Here is a 22,316-nt window from a genome sequence, read left to right on the forward strand (position 1 = left end):
ATTTGTTCTCAAATATCGCACATTATTCAGAATAAATAATATGAAATATCAACATATATTTTTTGATCTTGACCATACGTTATGGGACTTTGAAGCCAATGCAAAAGCTACACTGCAGGATTTATATGCGCTGCATCAGTTGTCAGACAAAGGTATTGATTCATTCAACCATTTTTTTGAACGCTACAGTTATCATAACGAACGTTTATGGGATAGATATACCAAAGGGTTTATTAAACAGGATGAATTGCGTTGGAAAAGAATGTGGCTTGCTTTATTAGATTTTAAAATTGCAGATGAGCCACTTTCCCGGCAAATGGCTGTTGATTTTTTAGAAAGATTGCCATTCAAGAATGCAGTTTTTCCCTACACGAATGAAATACTCATTTACCTTACACAAAAAGGCTATCAGTTACACCTCATTACCAATGGCTTTGAAGCTGTTCAACACAAAAAATTATACAATGCCGGCTTGCAGGGTTATTTTAAAAAAGTAATTACTTCTGAGGTTTCCAATAGCTTAAAGCCCAATAAAGAAATTTTTTTATTTGCAATGGAACAAGCCGGTGCAGTTGCAGAAAACAGTATTATGATTGGCGATAATTTAGATGCTGATATTCAGGGTGCAGTGAATGTGGGTATGGATAGTATTTTTGTAAATCATTTGGGCATAGAGCCACATATTCAGGCCACTTATGCAGTAAGTCATTTACAGCAATTGGAAAATATTTTATAATTTTAGGAAATTAAAAACCGGCTACTCATGTTTGAATGGGCAGCCGGTTTTTTATGGGAATCAAAATATTTCTTATTTATACATGGCGGTAGTTCCAGACTTTTTGCAACAATCCTTTTTGCAAATTTTTTTGCACTCTTTTTTAGAACAGTCTTTACAATCTTTATTATTGCATTTCTTTTTTCCACCATCCTGAGCAATTACGGTTCCTGCCAATAGCAGAACCAGTATTCCTGCAGTTGCAAATTTTTTCATGTGTTGATGATTTGTTTGAATTAAAGTTAAGGAAATTTTAATTATTTGTACTGCCACAAATGTTAAATATTAAAAGTCCAGGTGGCTAAAACGGTTACTCCGCCCTGTACTTGTTGGTTAAGTTTTACTTTAATATTGGTATGTAAAGGCAATATAACATCTACCCGGCTGCCAAATTTAATAAAACCATATTCAGCACTCTGTTGCACTTTATCGCCCACTTTTGTATAATTACAAATGCGTTTGGCTAAAGCTCCGGCAATTTGTTTGTATAATACTTCACCATAACCATTTCTAACTACCACACTCCAACGTTCATTTTCAGTAGAGCTTTTCGGGTGCCAGGCTACCAGATACTTTCCTTTGTGATATTGGTTGTAAACAATTTCACCACTCATTGGGTTTCTGTTTACATGAACGTTGGCAGGGCTCATAAAAATGCTTACCTGAATACGTTTATCTTTAAAATATTCAGTATCTGTTATTTCCTCAATCACCACAACTTTCCCGTCTGCCGGACAAACAATGGCATTGTCCTGTATGGTTAATGTGCGATGCGGTATCCTGAAAAATGAAATAATAAATAATAACAAAATTAGAGTAATGATAAAAATGGCAATGGACAGCCATAGTACCGCGCCGCTTAAAAATGCAAATGATAAAACATTGATGAGCCCGAACAGCAAACTGGCAATGCCTATAGTACGGTAACCTTCGTGGTGTATTGTCATTCTAATTGGTTATGCTGCAAAGTTAATAGATGCAGGGTAAATTTGTAAATTCAGTGTTCTATTGGTTTTTCGCATATCCCGGATAATAGAATAGTACCCATTTTAATTTTAAATTCAAAATTAGTTGTTGCATAATTTTCGGAGCATAGTTAATACAATCTGCTTAATTTCAATTTTTGAATGAAGGTGGGCTTTGATGCTGTAATTTTTAAAATATTGATCCAGCAGCCTTCAACATCTAATCGTTAAATATTGTACAATGAAAAGTAGTTATGTTTTTTTAGGAATGGTATGGTTAATGACTTTTTCAAGGGTGCAGGCACAAAATATACAGCAAAAAAGCTCATTAAACGGCAATTGGCAGGTATTTGCGCCACTCAGTTATCAAGGTAACGGAAGTGTATACCGTTCTGCTAATGGCGCTCCGTTAGCAGATTATTGGCAAAATAGAAGCGATTATAAAATACATGCAACTTTAGATACTGTGCAGAATATACTCACTGCTTCTGAAACAATTACCTATACCAATAACAGTCCCGATGCGTTAAATATTTTGTGGTTGCAATTGGACCAAAATACCTATTTACCCAATGCCCGTTCTCAATATTATACCAATCGTATCCGAAATGAATCTACAAATGGTTTTCAAATTGCATCTGTGCAAATTGAAGAGAATGGAAAATTGCAGCAGGTAAACTATTTGGTGAATGATACCCGTATGCAGATACAATTATCAAAAGCGCTGGCAGCAAAAAATGGTAAAATTTTCATTCATATTCAATATCAATATCAGATTCCAGGTGCATTTGGCGGTAGAACCGATTATGTTGCTACGCAATATGGTAAAATTTTTGAGATAGCACAATGGTACCCAAGAATGTGTGTATACGATGATTTGGAGGGATGGAGTACTTTGCCATTTTTAGGTAGCGGAGAATTTTATTGTGATTATGGCGATTACGATTACACCATTACATTACCTGCAGGAATGATTGTGGTCGGTAGTGGCGAATTGCAAAATCCGGAAGAGGTATTAACTCCTTTGCAACGGAATAAGCTTGCTGAAGCTGCAAAAAGTAACCAAACCGTATGGATTAGAACACTTGCTGAAGTGCAACAACAGCCTACTTTAAAGGGAAATAAAACCTGGCATTTTAAAATGTTTAATACACGAGATGTGGCGTTTGGTGCATCAAAAGCATATATATGGGATGCATCAAAAGTAAATTTACCAAGTGGTAAAAATTGTATGGCCATGTCGGTTTATCCGGTCGAAAGTATAGGGGATAGCGCATGGGGCAGGGCAACTGAATACTTAAAAAAATCAATTGAATATTTTTCTGAAAAATGGTTTGAATATCCCTATCCGGTAGCCATTAACGAGGCAGGCATTGCCGGTGGAATGGAATATCCGGGAATTGTATTTGATGGCATTACCGATAAAGGAAAAGAATTATACTGGGTAACTGCGCATGAAATTGGGCACAACTGGTTCCCCATGATTGTAGGATCTGATGAACGCAGGTATCCCTGGATGGATGAAGGCTTTAACACATTTATTGATGTGTATGCATCTGATGTGTTTAACCATGGCGAATATGCTCCTAAAAGAGATGGCGAGTATGCACCGGATGGAGGTAATCCTGCAGATGAAATAGTGCCTTATTTATCTGATCCGCATGCTCCGGTAATGATGACCAGGGCAGATGGTATTCCCGAAAAATATCGACATCCTATGGTATATTTTAAACCGGCGTACGGGTTGGTTTTATTGCGTGAAGTAATTCTGGGCCCTGATAGATTTGATGCAGCTTTTAAGCACTACATTCAGCAATGGGCTTATCGGCACCCTGCACCATTCGACTTTTTCAACACCATGAATAATCAGGGTGGCGAAGATTTATCGTGGTTTTGGCGGGAGTGGTTTTTTGACAATCAATCGCTCGATCAATCCATTGAAAATGTTGTGTATACAAATCAAAACCCGGCTGATGGTATAGATGTTACTCTTATAAATTTGCAATCCATGGTAATGCCAATACCCTTGGAAGTTAAATACACCAATGGCGCAAAAATGCAATTGCAGTTACCGGTAGAAACCTGGTTGCAAGGCAATCACAGAACGGTACATCTTGCTACCAGCAGCCCCGTAAAAAGCATTGTTATTGATCCCAAAAAGCTGTTACCGGATGAAAACAGAAAGAATAATGTATTTATGATGGCAACTGTGCAGCACAATTCTAATTAAGTTTTATGGTAAATTCCCATAACGTATTACGCAAAAAATATTGGCGGCAATTCTAAATGAATGAATAACTTTGAGTGAAAATCTGCTGAAATTGGCTGCTAACAATAGTATATTCAATTGTAATATTGCTGAATTGCAGTACCAAATAGCCTCTTATGAAGATGAGACTGCTTACAAGAAATTATTTTTTTGTGTCTTCCCCTCTCTTCAAAATCATGCCTATGCTATTTTGCAATCAAGACAATTAGCTGAAGAGGTTGTTTCAGATGTATTAATTGAAATTTGGAAACGCAGGGCAACCTTACTTGAAATAGAGAATTTAAGACTTTACCTGTTCGTGAGTGTTAGAAATGGCGCGTTAAAAAAATTACAGCAGGAGAAAAAAACATCTCGATACCAACCCATTCATGAGTTGAAGGTAGAATTGATTTCTGAATACATTCAACCGGATGAAACCCTTCAGCTTTCAGAAACAGCGCAACAATTAAAAGAAGCCATTCAACAATTACCACCACAATGTAAACTCATTTATAAACTGGCCAAAGAAGATCAGTTGAAATATCGGGAAATTGCCAGTATACTTCAAATCAGTGTAAAAACAATTGATCATCAATTGACTATTGCACTTCGAAAGCTGGCAGAACGGCTTTCTATTTCCCGCAAACAAAAAAAATAATGATCCCCCTTTAGGGGATTTTCTTTTTTGAATACTCTTATTGATACAGAACTATGGAGAAAAATGACAGAATATGGCAATTATTGGCACGCAAGTTTACCAAAGAAGCTACGGAAGCTGAATTGGAAGAATTGGCTGGTCTTTTAAAACAAGATGAAGTCAATGCTGCAGTTGCTGCCATTCTTGAAGAAAACTGGCAAACATATCCGGATGTGGATATGGAATTTTTAGATGCCACTTTCTTATTGCACCTGCAACGTATGCAGGAGCAGGGTATAACAATGGGAACTGCCCATCAGAGAGATTCAACTGTTATTCATTCTGCACAACCACTTCATAGCAAACAACGTATCAATGCATACATGACAGCCGGTGTGTTCTCATTTATTTTGATATTGCTTATTGCAGGTTGGTGGCGTTTTTCAGAAAACAAGCAGCAGCCCATTCCACAACCTGCCGTTAAAACAGTAGAAATACCTAATGAAATTGTTACAAAAAATGCATCTAAAACAAAAATTATATTACCAGATGGTTCTACCGTTTGGCTCAATGCCGATAGTAAATTATGGTATTATAAAAGTTTTGGAAATGTACAACGTGAAGTTTATTTGACCGGTGAAGCATTTTTTGATGTTGCAAAAAATGCTGCGAAACCCTTTATCATCCATACCAAACTGATTGATGTAAGGGTATTAGGTACCTTATTCAATGTACGTTCATATCCGAATGATAAAACCGTAGAAACCAGTCTGGTAAGGGGTTTGGTGCAGGTTACTTTGCATAGTCGCCCGGATGAAAAGTACTTTCTGAAACCCAATGAAAAATTAGTAGTGTTGAATGTGCCTGATTCTGTAAATGCGCAGAAAAACATACAACCTGTTTTGAAAAACTTAGATGATAATCTTGTTGCCATTAAAAACTTAACACCGCTACAACAGGATGATTCATTAAAAATTGAAACTGCATGGACTAAAAACCGATTGTGTTTTATAGATGAAAGCTTTGATGAAGTAGCGCACCAGTTAGAACGTTGGTACGATGTACAATTTGTGTTTAAAAATGACAGATATAAAAATATAAGGCTAAACGGTTCTTTTGTAAATGAAACGCTAACTCAAGCGCTTGATGCGTTAAAATTTTCTACCAATTTTCATTATGAAATAAAAGATAAAACGGTTACCATTTATTAATTCAAATTTTAAAACGACTGCCTATGCCCATCCTCAACTCCGGTTAAATCAACAACTATATTCAAAAAAAAGCGGGAAATGCTGCAACATTCCCCGCCGGAAAAACACCAGAATGCTTGCTATGAATAGCAGGTTCTTAGCATTATTCACTTATTCAAACACTAATGTATGAAAAAATCGATTGCTGTTGCAGGGAAGTTGCGTCTTCCCTTAAAGCCATTAATTTATATGAAACTAACACTACTACTTAGTATTTTTTGCATTTTTAATGCCACTGCCGGTACCCATGCGCAAACGGTTTCTGTAAAAATGAATAAAACAGAAATAGCCAAGGTGCTGGGAAATATTGAGCAGCAGGGCGGATACAGATTTTTATTCAACAGCCGCTTGAAAGACCTGAAGGAAAAGGTAAACCTCAACGTTAACAATGCGGCCATTGAAACTGTGCTTGACCAATTATTTTCCGGCACCAGTTTAACCTATAAAATTTTAAGCAATAATTTAATTGCCATTCGTTCTGTTAATCCAGATGAACAGGATATTAAAATAACGGGAAAAATAGTAAACGAAAAAGGAGAACCGTTAAGCGGCGTAAGTATTTCCATTCAGGGTACATCAAAAGGTACGGTTACCGATAATAATGGTAATTACTCATTGAATGTTGCGCCTAATGCGGTTTTAATTGTTTCCTATATTGGCTATACCACACAGGAAGTAAAAGTAAATAACCAGAATGTGATTAATATATCATTGGTTGCTTCCGAGAAACAGTTAGATCAGGTAGTAGTAGTGGGATATGGTACCCAACGTAAACAGGATGTTACGGGTTCAATTGCTACCATTCAAGGTTCTGAAGTTTCAAAACAGGCTTCTGTTAATCCCATTAGTGCATTACAGGGTAAGGTAGCCGGTGTGCAAATTACCAACTCTGGCGCACCGGGTAGTGCACCACAAATCAACATTAGAGGCCTAGGTACTTATTGGTCAAATACCGGCCCGTTATATGTGGTAGATGGTGTTTGGTTAAATGACGTTAATTTTTTAAACCCCGCCGATATTCAATCTATCAGTATTTTAAAAGATGCCTCCAGCGAAGCTATATACGGTATTAAAGGGGCCAATGGTGTTGTAATTATTACAACTAAAAAAGGAACGGGTGCTAATAGAAAGCCGGTAGTTAATTATACAGGTTATGTGGGTTATCAAAAAGCTACCAATCAGGTAAAAATGGCCGATGCTCATCAATATGCTGTTTTATTTAATGAATTGGGCAGAATGACAGGGGCTACCAACTTCTTAGATTCTTCGAAATTTGGCACAGGTACCAATTGGTTTGATCAGGTTTTACGCAATGCCATCATTACCAATCATCAGGTATCGGTAACCGGTGGTTCTGATAAAAACACCTATAATTTTTCTTTGGGTTATTTAACTCAACAAGGTATTTTAAAAACAAACGACTATACCCGTTATACTGCCAACTTGAGTAATGATATGCAAATATCTAAAAACATCAAAGCCGGGTATACTGTTATTGGTAATTTTAATAACTCGCACAATGCACCGGGTGGTATCTGGCATGCATTGTATGCTGCTCCTCCTGTTTTACCTGTAAAATTTGCCGATGGTGTTACTTATGGCGATCCGGGTTATTATGGATTGGGTTCTGCAGTTAGCAATCCGCAGGCAACATTAGATTATAATAATTCATATAGCAGAGGATACAACTTTACCGGTAATGCTTATGTAGATATTCGCTTTGCCAGTCACTTTGATTTTAAAACAACCATTAGCGGGGTATATGGCGATAATGAATCTAAAAATTATGTGCCTGTTTATAAAGCTACCTCTACGCAACAAAATTCTGTTAGTAACCTGGGTGTTTCCCGAGGTGAAAACAGATCGTGGATCGCAGAAAATACCATTACTTATTCCAACACATTTGCTACCAATCATCGGGTAACTATTTTAGCCGGTCAGCATGCGGAATGGAATAATTATAATTTTATTTCAGCATCTGCACAAAATGTTCCGAATGTTAATTCCGGTAACTGGTTTTTGGGTTTGGGTAATAACCCCTATGTAAATGATGTGGATAATAGTTATAACCAGCAATATCCATTACAATCTACCATCTCCTCTTATTTTGGAAGAATCAATTATGCGTTTAAAAATAAATACATGTTGAATGCTACCATGCGTGCAGATGGTTCTTCTAAATTTACCGGAAGTGAAAGATGGGGATATTTCCCATCTATAGGTGCTGCATGGATTGTTTCTCAGGAAAATTTTATGCGCAATCAACACATATTTAATTCGCTGAAATTAAAGGCTAGTTGGGGTAAAGTGGGCAATGCAGGTGTACCCACATTTGTGAGTACACAACAAACCGTTTCAGGCGGCGCATACAGTGTAATTTATGGCAATAGTGGTACCGTTTCGCAGGGTGTAAGTGTTGCATCCATTCCTCCACCACCATTAAAATGGGAAAAGAGTGTTGGAACAGATATTGGCCTGGAAGCCTCTGTTCTAAATAGTCGCTTAACTATTGAGGCAGATGTGTACAATAAAAAAACACAGGATATTATTATGAATGTTTATTTGCCGGGCTCTGCAGGATTGGCCAACCAATTTATTACAACTAATGTGGGTGATGCACAAAATCAGGGTTTTGAATTATCGTTGAACTGGCATGATAATGTAAACAAAGATTTCAGTTACTCTATTAATGGTAATGTTTCTTATAATGAAAATAAATTTTTAAGTAACAGTGCAGGCGGGCAAAAAATTTATGATGGTGGTTCCGGTGCTACCGGTGGTCAGTTTACTACGTTAACAACAGTAGGCCAACCTATTGGGGTATTTTATGGATACAGAGTAGTGGGCATTTTTCAAACTGCTGCAGATGTAGCGAATTACAAAGACAAATCCGGTAACTTATTTCAACCCAATGCTCAACCGGGCGATTTTAAATATGCCAGCACAACAGGCGTAGGACCCATATCTGCTAACGACAGAGTAGTATTGGGCAACCCAAATCCAAAATACATTTATGGTATCAGTACCAATTTTGTTTACAAACAATTTGATTTGTCGGTTGATTTTCAGGGAGTAGCAGGTGTAGATGTGTACAATGCCAATAAGGGTTTGCGTTATGGTGCTGAAAACTGGACACAGGATTTTTACAATAACCGCTGGCATGGTGTAAATACTTCTAACAGTTACCCTTCTGTAAATATTGGCGGTGGTAATAATTACTGGCCCAATTCATGGTATGTAGAAAGTGGCAGCTATTTCAGAATTAGAAATATGCAATTGGGTTATACTTTACCGAATGCCCGTTTACAACATTTAGGTATCCAAACACTTCGGCTATATGTAAATGCGCAAAATGCATTTAATTTCTTTAGCTACAAAGGTTTCTCTCCTGAAGTGGGTGGTAGCCCGGGTAATATTGGTATCGACAACAATACCTATCCGTTATCTGCTATTTACAACTTTGGTGTAAATCTTTCTTTCTAAACTTATTAAAGCATATTATTATGAAAAATATATTGAAAATAAAATTGGTCACCCGGGTGGTAAAGCCGGCAATATTATGTTTGTCGATGGCAGTGATTGTTTCCGGTTGCTCAAAAAATTTTTTGGAAGTACCCGTTCAGGGTCAGCAACCCGCTACACAAATTTGGAAAACCGCTACCGATGCAGCTAATGCAGTAAACGCCATTTATGGAAATTTACGTAGTTGGAATAATGTGGCTTTTGCCCCTATTTGTGTAGAAAGCGTAGGATCTGATGATGCAGCAAAAGGCAGTGTGCCCAGCGATGCTACTTTCATTAACGCTTACGATAATTTTACTGTAACAGCTACTGATGGCCAGTTAGATGGTTTTTGGACAGGCCAGTATCAGAATATTAACTTATGTAATCAGGTGCTTGATAATGTGCCCAATATTAATATGGATGCAACTTTAAAAGCACGGTATTTGGCAGAAGCAAAATTTGTAAGGGCTTATTCTTATTTTAGATTGGTACGCGCTTTCGGAAATATTCCACTCATTTTACATGTGCCGTCAAAACCTGCTGAATTAAACCCTGTACAAAGTAAACCTGCTGATGTGTATACTGCCATTGAACAGGATTTAACAGATGCTGCCGGCGTTTTACCCGCTACTTATGGCCCTGCCGATATTGGCCATGCTACCAAAGGTGCGGCATTAGCTTTGCACGCCAAAGTTGCCATGTATCAGAAAAAATGGAGTGATGTAAAAACATATACCGATCAAATTATTGCATCGGGTACCTATAGTCTTTTCCCTAGTCCGTATAAGTTGTTTAGAATTCCGAATGAGAATAATGTAGAATCCATTTTTGAAATTCAGTGCAATTATGTTGCGGGCAATGGCGGGCTCTCTAATAGCCAGTATTCACAGGTGCAGGGTAACCGAGATGCTAATGCAGGATGGGGTTTTAATGTACCAACCCAAAATTTGGTGAATGAATTTGAGCCCGGTGATCCGCGTTTAAATGCAACCATTATGTTTGCCGGTACTACTACACCGGATGGTGATGTAGTGCCGTTGCCGCAGGCCGGTGCTCCTTCCATGTATAACATGAAATCTTATGTTCCCTTTGCATTAGCGTTAGTGGATAATCAGGGTGCCGATCAAAATGTTCGGGTAATTCGTTATGCTGAAGTGTTGTTAATGAATGCTGAGGCGAATAATGAATTGGGTAACACAGCAGCAGCATTGGCTTCTTTAGAAAAAGTAAGAGCCCGTGCCAGAGCACAAAGTGCTAACCCTGCAGTTGATTTACCCCCGGTTGTTACCACCGATCAGGCTACACTTCGTAATGCCATTTGGCACGAAAGAAGGGTTGAACTGGCCATGGAGTTTGATCGTTATTTTGATGTAATTCGTCAGGGCCGTGCAGCCACTGTTTTTGGCCCATTAGGTTGGAAAGCCGGTAAAAATGAAGTATGGCCTATTCCTCAAAACCAAATTGATATTAGTGGCGGGGTATTGGTTCAAAATCCCGGATACTAATTGTTTTATTCATTAATTAAACTTCTGATTATGAAACGGAATAAAAAATATAATTTTTCAACATATATTTCCGGAATTTTATTGTTGGCCGTTGGAATAACTTCCTGCCAAAAATCCTTCGATCCTGCCAGTTATGCACCTGCCCAAACATTTGGGGGTTATACAACATCAAGAGAAATTGCAGCTTCTAATCTGGTGGGCTATTGGGGCTTTGAAAACTCGCTGATTGACAGTGTTTCAAATAAAAATGGCAACGGAGTAGGTACTTCATTTACAACTGGTATTAAGGGAAATGCCTTGCAAGGTGCCAATAACGGCTATTTTATTACTACACCCAGCAGTGCAGTGGTGGGTTTAAAAAGTTTTACCATTTCATTTTGGGTAAATTCACCACAAAACACAAATGGTACTTTTGGATTGGTTTGCTTATCCAATACGCAGGATTTTTGGGGCAATATTGATATTTTCTTTGAAAATGGCAGTACACCTACCAATGCAAATTTAAAAGCGCATATTGAAAACTGGGTGAATCCTACAACTGATAACGACCAATGGTTGGGTACTTTTGCCGCAGGCAATATCTGGAATAAATGGTCACATATTGTGTTGACTTACGATGCTACCACTTCTACATTTGTTACTTATTTAAATGGCAGCGCTATCAATACTACCGTAAAAGCAGGAAATGGTCCATTAACTTTTCAAAATGCGTCAGCTTTAATTTTTGGTACTATGCAGTTTAATACAACACCTTCATTGGGTACTGCAGGTAGTGCGCAGGGGTGGGCCAGTTATATGCCAGGTGCTATGGATGAGGTGCGTATATACAATAAAGCCATTGCTGCAGCAGATGTAAAAGCTTTGTATCAGTTACAAAATTTGGGTAAATAATTTTTTCATTGTTGTAAATAAAAAAGTGTGTCCTGTGGTAATCATGCGTACAGCAGGATGCACTTTTTACTTTTATTATGAAACTTTTTTTTAAAAACGGTTGGATGGCTTTTATGCTGCTTGTTTTTTTTAGCGGTTGCAAGAAAAAAGATACAACTGTTTTACCAGGCCCTGCACCTGCACCGGCATCATTTAGCCTGAACAGTTTAAAGGTAAATGGGCAATACAGCGGATTTACCTATTACAATGTAAATACAACTCCCTTCATTTTATTTTCATTTACAGCCCCCATTAATAACACTTCATTGGCAAACAGTATTCAATTAGTGGGTGGCAGTGGTGTAGTAATACCCATCAATACTACATTGCAAAATAATGATAGTGCAGTTTTAATACAACCTGTTAATAACATTAACCCTATTACGTTATATACTTTAACTGTATCAACTGCATTACAATCAAAAGCCGGAGGAAATTTACAATCGCCGGTTTCGGTTAAACTCATTACAGCCATCGATTCAACCGATAAATTTCCCCAAATTGCCGATACTGCATTGCTTACGTTGGTGCAACAACAAACCTTTAAATATTTTTGGGATTTTGGTCATCCGGTAAGTGGTATGGCAAGAGAAAGAAATACGTCTGGCGATGTGGTAACAACAGGCGGTACCGGATTTGGTATCATGAGTATACTGGTTGGCGTGAATCGTGGATTTATTTCCAGAACTGACGGACTGAACAGAATCAATACCATTGTTTCGTTTTTGATGAATAATTGTACGCGTTACCATGGTGCCTTTGCGCATTGGATAAATGGCGCCACTGGGGCAACGGTACCTTTTAGTACGCAAGACAATGGAGCTGATTTGGTAGAAACTGCTTATTTAATGCAGGGCTTATTGTGTGCCCGACAATATTTTAATGGGGCTGGTACAACGGAAACCACTTTGCGCAACAACATTAACAAATTATGGAATGGAGTAGAATGGAATTGGTTTACACAAAATAATCAGCAGGTGCTTTACTGGCACTGGAGCCCTAATTATAACTGGAATATGAATATACAGATTAAGGGATGGAATGAAGCTTTAATTACTTATGTGCTTGCAGCATCTTCAACCACCTCTTCCATTAATCAGGCTGTATATACCAATGGATGGGCTTCGAATGGAGGTATGAAGAACGGAAATACCTATTACGAAAATGTATTACCGTTAGGACCTGCATTAGGCGGCCCATTGTTTTTTGCGCATTATTCTTTTCTCGGTATTAATCCCAATGGGTTGAATGATGTTTATGCCAATTATATGATACAAAACACAGCACATGCAAAAATAAATTATGCTTATTGTGTGGCCAATCCTGCACATTATAATGGGTACAGCAGCGCTGTATGGGGGCTTACCGCCAGCGATGATAATGTTTCCGGTTATTCAGCACATTCCCCAACTAATGATGTGGGTGTAATTAGTCCCACTGCTGCTATTGCCTCTTTGCCCTATACACCAACAGAATCTATGGCCGCTATCCGATTTTTCTATTACAAATTAGGCGATAAAATTTGGGGGCAATATGGATTTACCGATGCATTCAACTTAACCAACATCTGGTTTGCCAGCAGTTATCTGGCTATTGATCAGGGTCCTGAAATTATTATGATTGAAAATTACAGATCGGGGTTGTTATGGAACCTGTTTACTTCTTGTCCGGAAGTGCAAAATGGTATGCGTAATTTAGGTTTTACGGCACCTTATCTGTAAATGAAATATTGCATTATTGAAAAAACATTTCTTATGAAAAAATTATGTTTTATTTTGTTGTGTATGATTGCTATAATGCCTGCATCCTTTGCTCAATATAAAGCAGGCAATTCAAGATTATCAGACAGTGCGCTGTTAGATTTGGTACAACAACAAACATTTAAATATTTCTGGAATTTTGCTCATCCCGTTAGTGGTATGGCACGTGAACGCAGCAATGTGGCTTATGATTATGGTGATGAAGTGGTAACTACCGGCGGTACCGGTTTTGGCGTAATGGCTATGATTGTGGCAGCAGACAGGAAATGGGTACCACGTGATACCATTGCTGCAAGGTTGCTGAAAATGATTCGCTTTCTTTCAAAAGCTAATTCCTATCATGGTGTATTTCCACATTGGATGAATGGCACAACCGGTGTTACCATTCCTTTCAGTAGAAAAGATGATGGCGCTGATTTGGTAGAAACAGCTTATTTGTTTCAGGGTTTATTATGTGCCAGGCAATATTTTACAAATGATAATGCAGTAGAAACAGAAATCAGAAACCGTATTAATTGGTTATGGAATGATATAGAATGGAACTGGTTCACCAAAGGCGGACAAACAATTTTGTATTGGCACTGGAGCCCCAACAATGGATGGGCCATGAATTTTCCGATACGTGGTTTTAATGAATGTTTAATTACTTATGTGCTGGCTGCATCTGGAACCCGATATCCCGTTTCTGCCGATGTGTATCATCAGGGCTGGGTACAAAGCGATTTTTTTAAAAATGGTAAACAGTTTTATGGTATTACCCTGCCATTGGGTTTTGATGGTGGTGGGCCATTATTTTTTTCTCAATACTCATTTCTGGGGCTTGACCCTCGTGGTTTAAAAGACCACTATGCTAATTATTGGGAACAAAATCGCAATCATACATTAATTAATCATGCCTATTGTTTGGCTAATCCAAAGCAGTTTAAAGGCTATGGGCCCAATTGCTGGGGCTTAACCGCCTGCGATACCTACAATGGTTACAATGCTTTTTCACCTACAAATGATGCGGGTACCATTGCGCCAACTGCAGCTTTGTCTGCTTTTCCCTATACGCCCGAATATTCAATGAAAGCATTGCGTTTTTTTTATGATAGTCTTGGCTCAAAACTTTGGGGTGAATATGGTTTTAAAGATGCATTTAATTTATCAAAAAACTGGTTTGCTTCTTCCTATCTGGCAATTGATGAAGGCCCAATAGTGGTAATGATTGAAAATTATAGAACCGGATTGTTATGGAAATTATTCATGAGCAGTAAAGAAGTACAGGGAGGGTTAATAAAATTAGGTTTCCAAAGCCCATGGTTGCAACAGAAAAATAATTAAACAATGAAAGTTAAATTTTTTTCGCTTTTGATAATATTGTGCTTTGTACATGGCGTACAAGCGCAATGGCAACAGAAAACTTATTGTAATCCTATTAATATTGATTATGGTTATACACCCATTCCAAATTTTAGTGAGGCCGGCCGTCACCGTGCAACTGCCGATCCGGTAATTGTTCGCTATAAGAATGATTATTATTTGTTTTCTACCAATCAGTGGGGTTATTGGTGGAGTACTGATATGTTACACTGGAATTTTGTTTCCCGTAAATTTTTGCGTCCCTGGAATGCTGGCTATGATGAGCTTTGCGCTCCTGCTGTTGCTGTATTAAGCGATACAATGATTGTATTTGGCTCTACTTATACTTCAAATTTTTCTGTTTGGATGAGCACTAATCCTAAAGCAAATGAATGGAAACCTTTGGTTGATTCCTTTGCAATTGGTGGATGGGACCCCGATTTTTTTGTAGATACAGATGGTAAATTGTACATGTATAATGGTAGCAGCAATCGATATCCGTTATACGGTATTGAATTAAACAGGAATAATCTGGCACCTATGGGTTCCAGAAAAGAAATGTATTTATTGGAACCCTGGCGTTATGGATGGCAACGTTTTGGTGAGTATATGGACAATACCTTTTTAGATCCATTTATTGAAGGTGCCTGGATGACAAAACACAATAACAAATATTATTTACAATACGGCGCACCGGGTACTGAATTTAGTGGCTATGCTGATGGTGTGGTTGTGGGTGAACATCCTTTAGGTCCTTTTACGCCACAATCTGATCCGCTTTCATTTAAACCCGGAGGTTTTGCCCATGGTGCCGGTCATGGCAGCACTTTTCAGGATGCATGGAATAACTGGTGGCATGTTTCAACCATGGTTATTAGTGTTAAAAACAATTTTGAAAGAAGGTTGGGAATATGGCCTGCCGGTTTTGATGAAGATGATGTGATATATTGTAACACTTCATTTGGCGATTATCCACATTATTTACCCAATGTAATTAAAAACAGTAACCATGCTACTTTAAACGGTAGTGGCTTTACGGGATGGATGTTGCTGAATTACAACAAACCTGTTCAGGTATCTTCAACATTGGGTGCGTTTGAGCCGAATAATGCTGTAGATGAAAATATTAAAACCTACTGGAGTGCCGCTACCGGCAAAAAAGGAGAATGGATTCAAACAGATTTGGGCGCTCAGGATTCTGTATATGCCATTCAAATCAACTATGCCGATCAAAATGTAGACAGTAGTTTTTTAGGAAAACAATCCGGCTCTTTCCATCAATATAAATTGTATCAGTCCGCAGATGGCAGGAATTGGACTGTTTTAGTAGATAAATCTTTGAATACATCTGATATACCACATGATTATGTAGAACTACCAACACCGGTGCAAACCCGTTTTATAAAATTAGAAAACATACATATGCCTACGGGAAAATTTGCTATTAGTGGATTGCGTGTTTTTGGAAAAGGAATGGGTAGTGTTCCCGATTCTGTTAAAAACTTTATTGTTTTGAGAACAGAAAAAGACAAGCGGAGTGGCTGGCTGAAATGGCAAACCGTTAATAATGCCTATGCATATAATATTTATTTTGGAACACAGCCTGATAAGCTTTACAATTCAATTATGGTATATAACCAAAATGAGTATTGGTACAAAGGAATGGATAAAGAAAAGCCTTATTATTTTGCCATTGAAGCCTTGAATGAAAATGGAATATCGCAAAGAACAAAACCTGTTCTTGTAAAATAAATTTGCATTACCCAAAAATACAAAGTATGAAAAAAACGTCTTTATTATTCGCTGTTGTGATGATGTTCAATTATTCTGCAATAGCACAGCAATTACCTGCTTCGGTTAAAATGCACCAATTCATTGAAAAATTAATGCAGCAAATGACGCTGGAAGAAAAAATTGGGCAGTTGAATTTGCTGACACCCGGAGGAGGTATTCCAACCGGCGCCGTAGTAAGCACTGATGTAGAAACCAAAATTAAAAACGGACAGGTGGGTGGTTTATTTGGTGTAATTGGCGCCGATAAGGTATTACAGGCACAGCGGCTGGCAGTGGAAAAATCCAGGTTACACATTCCCTTAATTTTTGGTTCTGATGTGATTCATGGTCATAAAACAACTTTCCCTATTCCATTAGGCCTGGCTTGTAGTTGGGATACCACTTTAATTAAACAAACTGCCCGTGCTGCAGCAATTGAAGCTACTGCAGATGGATTGAGTTGGGCCTTTTCGCCCATGGTAGATATATGCCGCGATCCCCGTTGGGGCCGTATCGCGGAAGGTGCAGGGGAAGATGCTTTTTTAGGCAGCGCTATTGCCGGTGCCATGGTGCGTGGTTATCAAAACAATAATCTTCAGCAAGATAATACCGTTATGGCTTGTGTAAAGCATTTTGCATTATACGGTGCTGCTGAAGGTGGCCGTGATTATAATACGGTAGATATGAGCCGCATCAGAATGTATAATGAATATTTACCCCCTTATAAAGCTGCTATCGATGCCGGTGCAGGTAGTGTAATGAGTTCGTTTAATGTAATTGATGATGTTCCGGCAACGAGTAACCGTTGGTTGTTAACCGATTTATTGCGTAAGCAATGGCAATTTAATGGATTTGTGGTGAGCGATTATACATCTGTAAATGAAATGGAAGCACATGGTTTGGGTGATTTGCAACAGGTTTCTGCACTGGCTTTAAAAGCAGGGTTAGATATGGATATGGTGGGCGAAGGTTTTTTAACCACTTTAAAAAAATCATTACAGGAAGGCAAAGTAACCTTGAATGATATTAATACTGCCTGTAGAAGAGTGCTGGAAGCCAAATATAAATTGGGATTGTTTAACAACCCATATCGTAATGTTTCAGCCAACAGAGCATCTGTTATTTTATCGCCCGAACATATAGCACTTTCCCGAAAAGCTGCTGCCAAAGCTTGTGTATTATTAAAAAACAACAATAGCGTATTGCCTTTACAACATACCGGTACCATTGCCTTGGTTGGTCCTTTGGCTGATAGCCGAAGAAATATGCTGGGTACCTGGAGTGTTTCCGGTGACTGGCATCATGCAGTTACTTTGAAGGAAGGAATGGAAAATGTGGCCGGCCAACAGGTGAAAATTGTTTATGCCAAAGGCGCTAATATTTCAGATGATACCCTCTTCAATAAAAAAGTAAATGTATTTGGACCTGAAATTGAAATGGGGCCTACATCATCAGATGCCATGATTCAGGAAGCAGTGGCCGCTGCTATGCAAGCAGATGTGGTGGTGGCTGCATTAGGTGAAGCTGCCGATATGTCGGGTGAATCATCCAGCAGGGCTGATATAGGGTTACCCGAAAGTCAGCAAAAACTATTGCATGCACTGGTGCAAACCGGAAAGCCGGTAGTAATTGTGTTATTTAACGGAAGGCCTATGACGTTGGTAAAAGAAAGCCAAATGGCTACAGCCATTGTAGATGTATGGTTTGGTGGCACCGAAGCCGGCAATGGTATTGCAGATGTGTTGTTTGGCCATGAAAATCCTTCCGGGAAATTAACCGCTTCTTTCCCTTATAGTGTAGGGCAAATTCCGGTGTATTACAATCACTTAAATACAGGCAGGCCTTATGTTTTAGGTGGCCCAACCAAATTTAAATCAGACTATTTAGATATTCCTAACGCACCCCTGTTTCCGTTTGGTTTTGGATTAAGTTATACACGTTTTCATTATTCCCCGGTTACTTTATCTGACATTAATTTGAAAAATGGAAGAACCATTCATGCATCAGTAAATGTTACGAATACCGGTAATTATGATGGGGAGGAAGTGGTACAACTATACCTGCGTGATGAAGTGGCTTCTATTAGCCGACCGGTTAAAATGTTGAAAGGATTTCAAAAAATATTTTTAAAAAAGGGCGAAACCAAAACAGTTGACTTTCCGATAACGATTGATGTATTAAAGTTTTATAACAGCCAGTTAAAATATGTTACTGAGCCCGGAAAATATGAAGTGATGATTGGTACCAACAGTAATGAAGTGCAAACAGCTTCATTTACACTATTCAATAATTAAAAATTTGTGGTAGTCGTTTTTGTTAGATAGGGCCTGTTGCAATTACTTGCAATGGCCCTTTTTGTGCTATCAATGATTGGGTTTTATTTGTAGCGTTATTTTCTTTATCTTTTCTTTGAAATTAATTGATATGCAGCCGAATGATTTGTCTTTTCTCAATGATTTAAGAACGAATTTTCAATCAGGGGTTACCAAAACTTATGCTTTTAGAAAGCAGCAGTTACTGAATTTAAAAGCAGCCGTTCTTCAATTTGAAAATGACTTGTATACTGCGCTGGAAGCTGATTTAAAAAAAAGCAGGGAAGAAGCCTGGGTTACGGAAATTGGGATGGTGGTGGCTGAAATAAATCATGCTCTGCACCATTTAAAAAATTGGATAAAGCCAAAAATTGTTGGTACTAATTTAGCGAATCTGCCTTCTTCCAGTAAACTATATGCAGAACCTTGGGGCGTTGTATTAATCATTGCGCCATGGAACTATCCGGTTCAATTATTATTAAGTCCATTAGTAGGCAGTATTGCTGCAGGTAATGTGGTGGTGGTAAAACCGAGTGAGTTTGCGGAGGCAACTGCAAATGTGTTACAAAAAATAATTGATACCACTTTTTCTAAAAATTATATTGCTTGCATTCAGGGAGATGGTGCTGTTGTGGTACCTGCTCTGATACTTTCATTTACATTCGATTATATTTTTTATACCGGCAGCACAGCCGTTGGTAAAATTATTTATAAAATGGCTGCTGAAAACTTAGTACCTATTACTTTAGAATTGGGAGGTAAAAGCCCTTGTTTGGTGGATAAAGATGCAAATATAGCTGTTGCTGCAAAGCGGATTGCAGTAACTAAATTTTCCAACTGTGGTCAAATGTGCGTGGCACCAGATTATGTTATGGTACACCAATCTGTCTATGATGCGTTTGTGCAGGAATTGAAAAAAGTGATTCAACAATTTTTTGGGGATGATGTTGCCGGTAGTCCTGATTATGGTAAAATGATTAATGAAAAACAGTGGAATAGAGTAGTGGGCTATTTGGAACAGGGAACGGTATTAGAGGGTGGCACCTTTCAAAAAGAAAATCTTTATATAGCGCCAAGTTTATTAGCTGTTACTGATTTAAACGGGGCTGTGATGAAAGAAGAAATTTTTGGCCCGGTTTTACCTGTTATTCCCTTTCATACACCTGAAGAAGTAGATAATATCATCTCAGCAAACCCAAATCCACTGGCGTTTTATGTGTTTACGCAATCTCAAAAAAATGCCGAAGATTGGATACAAAAAATACCATCAGGTGGTGCCTGCATTAATAATGCCAGTTGGCATTTAACCAATCCTAACCTGCCTTTTGGCGGCAGGGGTGCCAGTGGTATTGGCTTATACCATGGAAAATATTCCTTTGATACCTTCAGTCATAAAAAAGCGGTAATGCAAACGCCGGTTTGGTTTGATCCGGCTATCAAATACCCGCCTTTTAAAGGAAAGCTGAAACTCTTTAAATGGCTGATTCGGTAAATGATGCGTTTTTTTGAACAACATCCATCAATGATGTGTTGCATTGTTAGTACATTTTAAAATATAGTATGACAGTAAAACAAAGTTTGTTGAAATGGATATATCCCATTACCATGCAAACAGGTAAGTGGATGCCGGATAAAAAAAATTATCTGCTCAATTTACAACAAGTGATACCGCCGGTAGATTTTTACACTTTGCACGCCATTCAATCTGATGGCTCCGTTTTCAACTTTTCATCTTTACACGGGAAAAAAGTATTACTGGTAAATACTGCCAGTAATTGCGGTTTTACGGCGCAGTATAATGCGTTACAGAAATTATATGAAACTTATAAAGACCGGTTGATCATCCTGGCATTTCCATCCAATGATTTTAAAAATCAGGAACCGGATACGGATGCCAATATTAAAAATTTTTGCAGTTTGAATTACGGAGTTCAATTTCAGTTAATGCAAAAATCGGTTGTGGTAAAATCTCAGGTGCAGCATCCTGTGTTTCAATGGTTGAGTGATGCGAACAGGAATGGATGGAATAATCAGGCACCAGTTTGGAATTTTAATAAATACCTTGTGAATGAAGCAGGTATGTTAACGCACTATTTTTCTTCTTTTGTTTCGCCTTTATCTCCTAAATTTTTGGCCGCTATTAAACAGTGATGCTGTAATTGCTGCTTGCCGCTTAGCGATAGGAACGTACAAGTGAGCAACGCAACATGCGCTGCACCACGATTTGTTGCCGGTAACATAATATTATACCGGGCATTTCTCGTGATAGTTAATCAGTTCAATGGGTGTGCGCTCAAAACTGTACCCTTCATAATTCTGTTCAATTTCAGATAAGATGGCAATAATTTCTTCTGTTTCTTTTACGGTTACCAATCTGTTGCGGTACTCTTTAATGCCCGGTAAGCCTTTTAAATAATTGGCATAGTGGCGGCGCATTTCATTAATGCCAACAATGGGACCCTTCCATTCAACCGATTTTAAAAGATGGTTTTTACAAACGTCAATCCGTTCCCGTATAGTTGGTGAAGGTAATACTGTTTGTGTTACGAAATAATGTTTAATTTCACGAAAAATCCAAGGATAGCCAATAGCGGCGCGGCCAATCATGATGCCATCTACACCATACCTGTTTTTGTATTCAAATGCTTTTTCGGGTGAGTCAATATCGCCATTTCCAAAAATGGGAATTTTGATGCGCGGATTATTTTTTACTTTGGCAATCAGCGTCCAGTCGGCTTCTCCCTTATACATTTGTGAACGGGTGCGGCCATGAATGGCTAATGCTTTAATGCCCGCATCCTGCAAGCGTTCTGCTACTTCTTCAATATTTTTAGATTGCTCATCCCAACCCAAACGGGTTTTAACAGTTACCGGCAAATGCGTAGATTTTACAACGGATTCGGTCAGGCGTACCATTAAATCAACATCTTTTAAAACGCCGGCTCCGGCACCTTTGCTGACTACTTTTTTAACCGGGCAACCAAAGTTAATGTCAACCAAATCGGGTTGTACGGTTTCCACAATTTTAGCACTGAGCGACATGGCTTCTTCATCGCCGCCAAAAATTTGTATGCCAATGGGGCGTTCGTAATCAAATATGTCTAATTTTCTTCTGCTTTTAATGGCATCACGAATCAATCCTTCACTCGATATAAATTCGGTGTACATTAAGTCTGCCCCATTCTCTTTACATACTGCCCTAAAAGGAGGATCGCTCACATCTTCCATAGGAGCCAGCAATAAAGGGGAGGCCGGTAAGCTGATGTTTCCTATTTTTACCATTCTATTAAAAATTAATTGGTTAGTTAACAACCAA

16 protein-coding genes are annotated in these 22,316 nt (G+C 38.4%); 13 read left to right on the forward strand and 3 right to left on the reverse strand.

The window, feature by feature from the left end:
• The first annotated feature begins 40 nt into the window (after positions 1-40).
• Positions 41-736, forward strand: a complete 696-nt coding sequence (locus AC3QLY_RS06925) for a YjjG family noncanonical pyrimidine nucleotidase (RefSeq protein WP_068243789.1) — start codon at positions 41-43, stop codon at positions 734-736.
• Between the two features lie 72 nt (positions 737-808).
• Here the strand turns inward: AC3QLY_RS06925 and AC3QLY_RS06930 are convergent, their stop codons facing one another.
• Positions 809-991: a hypothetical protein gene (locus tag AC3QLY_RS06930; protein ID WP_141676812.1), complete on the reverse strand. Its 183-nt coding sequence runs from the start codon at positions 989-991 to the stop codon at positions 809-811.
• Positions 992-1,053: 62 nt separating this feature from the next.
• Positions 1,054-1,722, reverse strand: coding sequence for a phosphatidylserine decarboxylase family protein (locus AC3QLY_RS06935; protein ID WP_074418465.1), 669 nt, complete (start codon positions 1,720-1,722; stop codon positions 1,054-1,056).
• A 259-nt stretch (positions 1,723-1,981) separates the two neighbouring features.
• Between AC3QLY_RS06935 and AC3QLY_RS06940 the strand changes: the two genes are divergently transcribed.
• The 12 genes from AC3QLY_RS06940 (at position 1,982) to AC3QLY_RS06995 (ending at position 21,151) form a co-directional block, all read left to right on the forward strand.
• Complete coding sequence (locus AC3QLY_RS06940) at positions 1,982-3,970, forward strand: M1 family metallopeptidase (RefSeq protein WP_492991106.1); 1,989 nt, start codon at positions 1,982-1,984, stop codon at positions 3,968-3,970.
• Positions 3,971-4,040: 70 nt separating this feature from the next.
• Positions 4,041-4,646, forward strand: a complete 606-nt coding sequence (locus tag AC3QLY_RS06945) for an RNA polymerase sigma-70 factor (RefSeq protein WP_492991108.1) — start codon at positions 4,041-4,043, stop codon at positions 4,644-4,646.
• Between the two features lie 53 nt (positions 4,647-4,699).
• Positions 4,700-5,836 (forward strand): FecR family protein, encoded by a 1,137-nt coding sequence (locus tag AC3QLY_RS06950; RefSeq protein ID WP_288097227.1) that lies wholly within the window; start codon positions 4,700-4,702, stop codon positions 5,834-5,836.
• Between the two features lie 168 nt (positions 5,837-6,004).
• On the forward strand, positions 6,005-9,358 hold the full coding sequence (locus AC3QLY_RS06955) for a TonB-dependent receptor (RefSeq protein WP_492991110.1): 3,354 nt from the start codon (positions 6,005-6,007) through the stop codon (positions 9,356-9,358).
• 20 nt (positions 9,359-9,378) lie between these two features.
• Positions 9,379-10,884 (forward strand): RagB/SusD family nutrient uptake outer membrane protein, encoded by a 1,506-nt coding sequence (locus AC3QLY_RS06960; protein ID WP_074421156.1) that lies wholly within the window; start codon positions 9,379-9,381, stop codon positions 10,882-10,884.
• Positions 10,885-10,914: 30 nt separating this feature from the next.
• Positions 10,915-11,775: a LamG domain-containing protein gene (locus AC3QLY_RS06965; protein WP_288071849.1), complete on the forward strand. Its 861-nt coding sequence runs from the start codon at positions 10,915-10,917 to the stop codon at positions 11,773-11,775.
• Positions 11,776-11,852: 77 nt separating this feature from the next.
• Positions 11,853-13,535: a glucoamylase family protein gene (locus AC3QLY_RS06970; RefSeq protein ID WP_218331400.1), complete on the forward strand. Its 1,683-nt coding sequence runs from the start codon at positions 11,853-11,855 to the stop codon at positions 13,533-13,535.
• Positions 13,536-13,568: 33 nt separating this feature from the next.
• On the forward strand, positions 13,569-14,897 hold the full coding sequence (locus AC3QLY_RS06975; protein WP_492991114.1) for a glucoamylase family protein: 1,329 nt from the start codon (positions 13,569-13,571) through the stop codon (positions 14,895-14,897).
• A gap of 3 nt (positions 14,898-14,900) precedes the next feature.
• Positions 14,901-16,667 (forward strand): family 43 glycosylhydrolase, encoded by a 1,767-nt coding sequence (locus tag AC3QLY_RS06980; RefSeq protein WP_218331398.1) that lies wholly within the window; start codon positions 14,901-14,903, stop codon positions 16,665-16,667.
• Between the two features lie 26 nt (positions 16,668-16,693).
• The gene (gene bglX / locus AC3QLY_RS06985) at positions 16,694-18,982 is read left to right on the forward strand and encodes a beta-glucosidase BglX (RefSeq protein WP_492991116.1); all 2,289 of its coding nucleotides are present in this window, start codon (positions 16,694-16,696) and stop codon (positions 18,980-18,982) included.
• 130 nt (positions 18,983-19,112) lie between these two features.
• A complete protein-coding gene (locus AC3QLY_RS06990) occupies positions 19,113-20,492 on the forward strand; it encodes an aldehyde dehydrogenase (RefSeq protein ID WP_492991118.1) in 1,380 nt (459 codons plus the stop codon).
• Between the two features lie 68 nt (positions 20,493-20,560).
• The gene (locus AC3QLY_RS06995) at positions 20,561-21,151 is read left to right on the forward strand and encodes a glutathione peroxidase (RefSeq protein ID WP_492991120.1); all 591 of its coding nucleotides are present in this window, start codon (positions 20,561-20,563) and stop codon (positions 21,149-21,151) included.
• A 93-nt stretch (positions 21,152-21,244) separates the two neighbouring features.
• Here AC3QLY_RS06995 and dusB read toward each other — a convergent pair whose 3' ends face one another.
• Positions 21,245-22,282, reverse strand: coding sequence for a tRNA dihydrouridine synthase DusB (gene dusB / locus AC3QLY_RS07000; protein ID WP_492991122.1), 1,038 nt, complete (start codon positions 22,280-22,282; stop codon positions 21,245-21,247).
• Between the last annotated feature and the right edge of the window lie 34 nt (positions 22,283-22,316).

The organism is Hydrotalea sp. GW822-HT8A01 (genome assembly GCF_058798575.1).

Excerpts from the sequence above, each read along its gene's own strand:
- bglX (WP_492991116.1), top strand. The coding sequence starts at position 16,694 with ATGAAAAAAACGTCTTTATTATTCGCTGTTGTGATGATGTTCAATTAT.
- AC3QLY_RS06975 (WP_492991114.1), top strand. The coding sequence starts at position 13,569 with ATGAAAAAATTATGTTTTATTTTGTTGTGTATGATTGCTATAATGCCT.
- AC3QLY_RS06965 (WP_288071849.1), top strand. The coding sequence starts at position 10,915 with ATGAAACGGAATAAAAAATATAATTTTTCAACATATATTTCCGGAATT.
- AC3QLY_RS06940 (WP_492991106.1), top strand. The coding sequence starts at position 1,982 with ATGAAAAGTAGTTATGTTTTTTTAGGAATGGTATGGTTAATGACTTTT.
- AC3QLY_RS06955 (WP_492991110.1), top strand. The coding sequence starts at position 6,005 with ATGAAAAAATCGATTGCTGTTGCAGGGAAGTTGCGTCTTCCCTTAAAG.
- AC3QLY_RS06980 (WP_218331398.1), top strand. The coding sequence starts at position 14,901 with ATGAAAGTTAAATTTTTTTCGCTTTTGATAATATTGTGCTTTGTACAT.
- AC3QLY_RS06930 (WP_141676812.1), bottom strand. The coding sequence starts at position 991 with ATGAAAAAATTTGCAACTGCAGGAATACTGGTTCTGCTATTGGCAGGA.
- AC3QLY_RS06935 (WP_074418465.1), bottom strand. The coding sequence starts at position 1,722 with ATGACAATACACCACGAAGGTTACCGTACTATAGGCATTGCCAGTTTG.
- AC3QLY_RS06925 (WP_068243789.1), top strand. The coding sequence starts at position 41 with ATGAAATATCAACATATATTTTTTGATCTTGACCATACGTTATGGGAC.
- AC3QLY_RS06990 (WP_492991118.1), top strand. The coding sequence starts at position 19,113 with ATGCAGCCGAATGATTTGTCTTTTCTCAATGATTTAAGAACGAATTTT.
- AC3QLY_RS06995 (WP_492991120.1), top strand. The coding sequence starts at position 20,561 with ATGACAGTAAAACAAAGTTTGTTGAAATGGATATATCCCATTACCATG.
- dusB (WP_492991122.1), bottom strand. The coding sequence starts at position 22,282 with ATGGTAAAAATAGGAAACATCAGCTTACCGGCCTCCCCTTTATTGCTG.
- AC3QLY_RS06970 (WP_218331400.1), top strand. The coding sequence starts at position 11,853 with ATGAAACTTTTTTTTAAAAACGGTTGGATGGCTTTTATGCTGCTTGTT.
- AC3QLY_RS06950 (WP_288097227.1), top strand. The coding sequence starts at position 4,700 with ATGGAGAAAAATGACAGAATATGGCAATTATTGGCACGCAAGTTTACC.
- AC3QLY_RS06960 (WP_074421156.1), top strand. The coding sequence starts at position 9,379 with ATGAAAAATATATTGAAAATAAAATTGGTCACCCGGGTGGTAAAGCCG.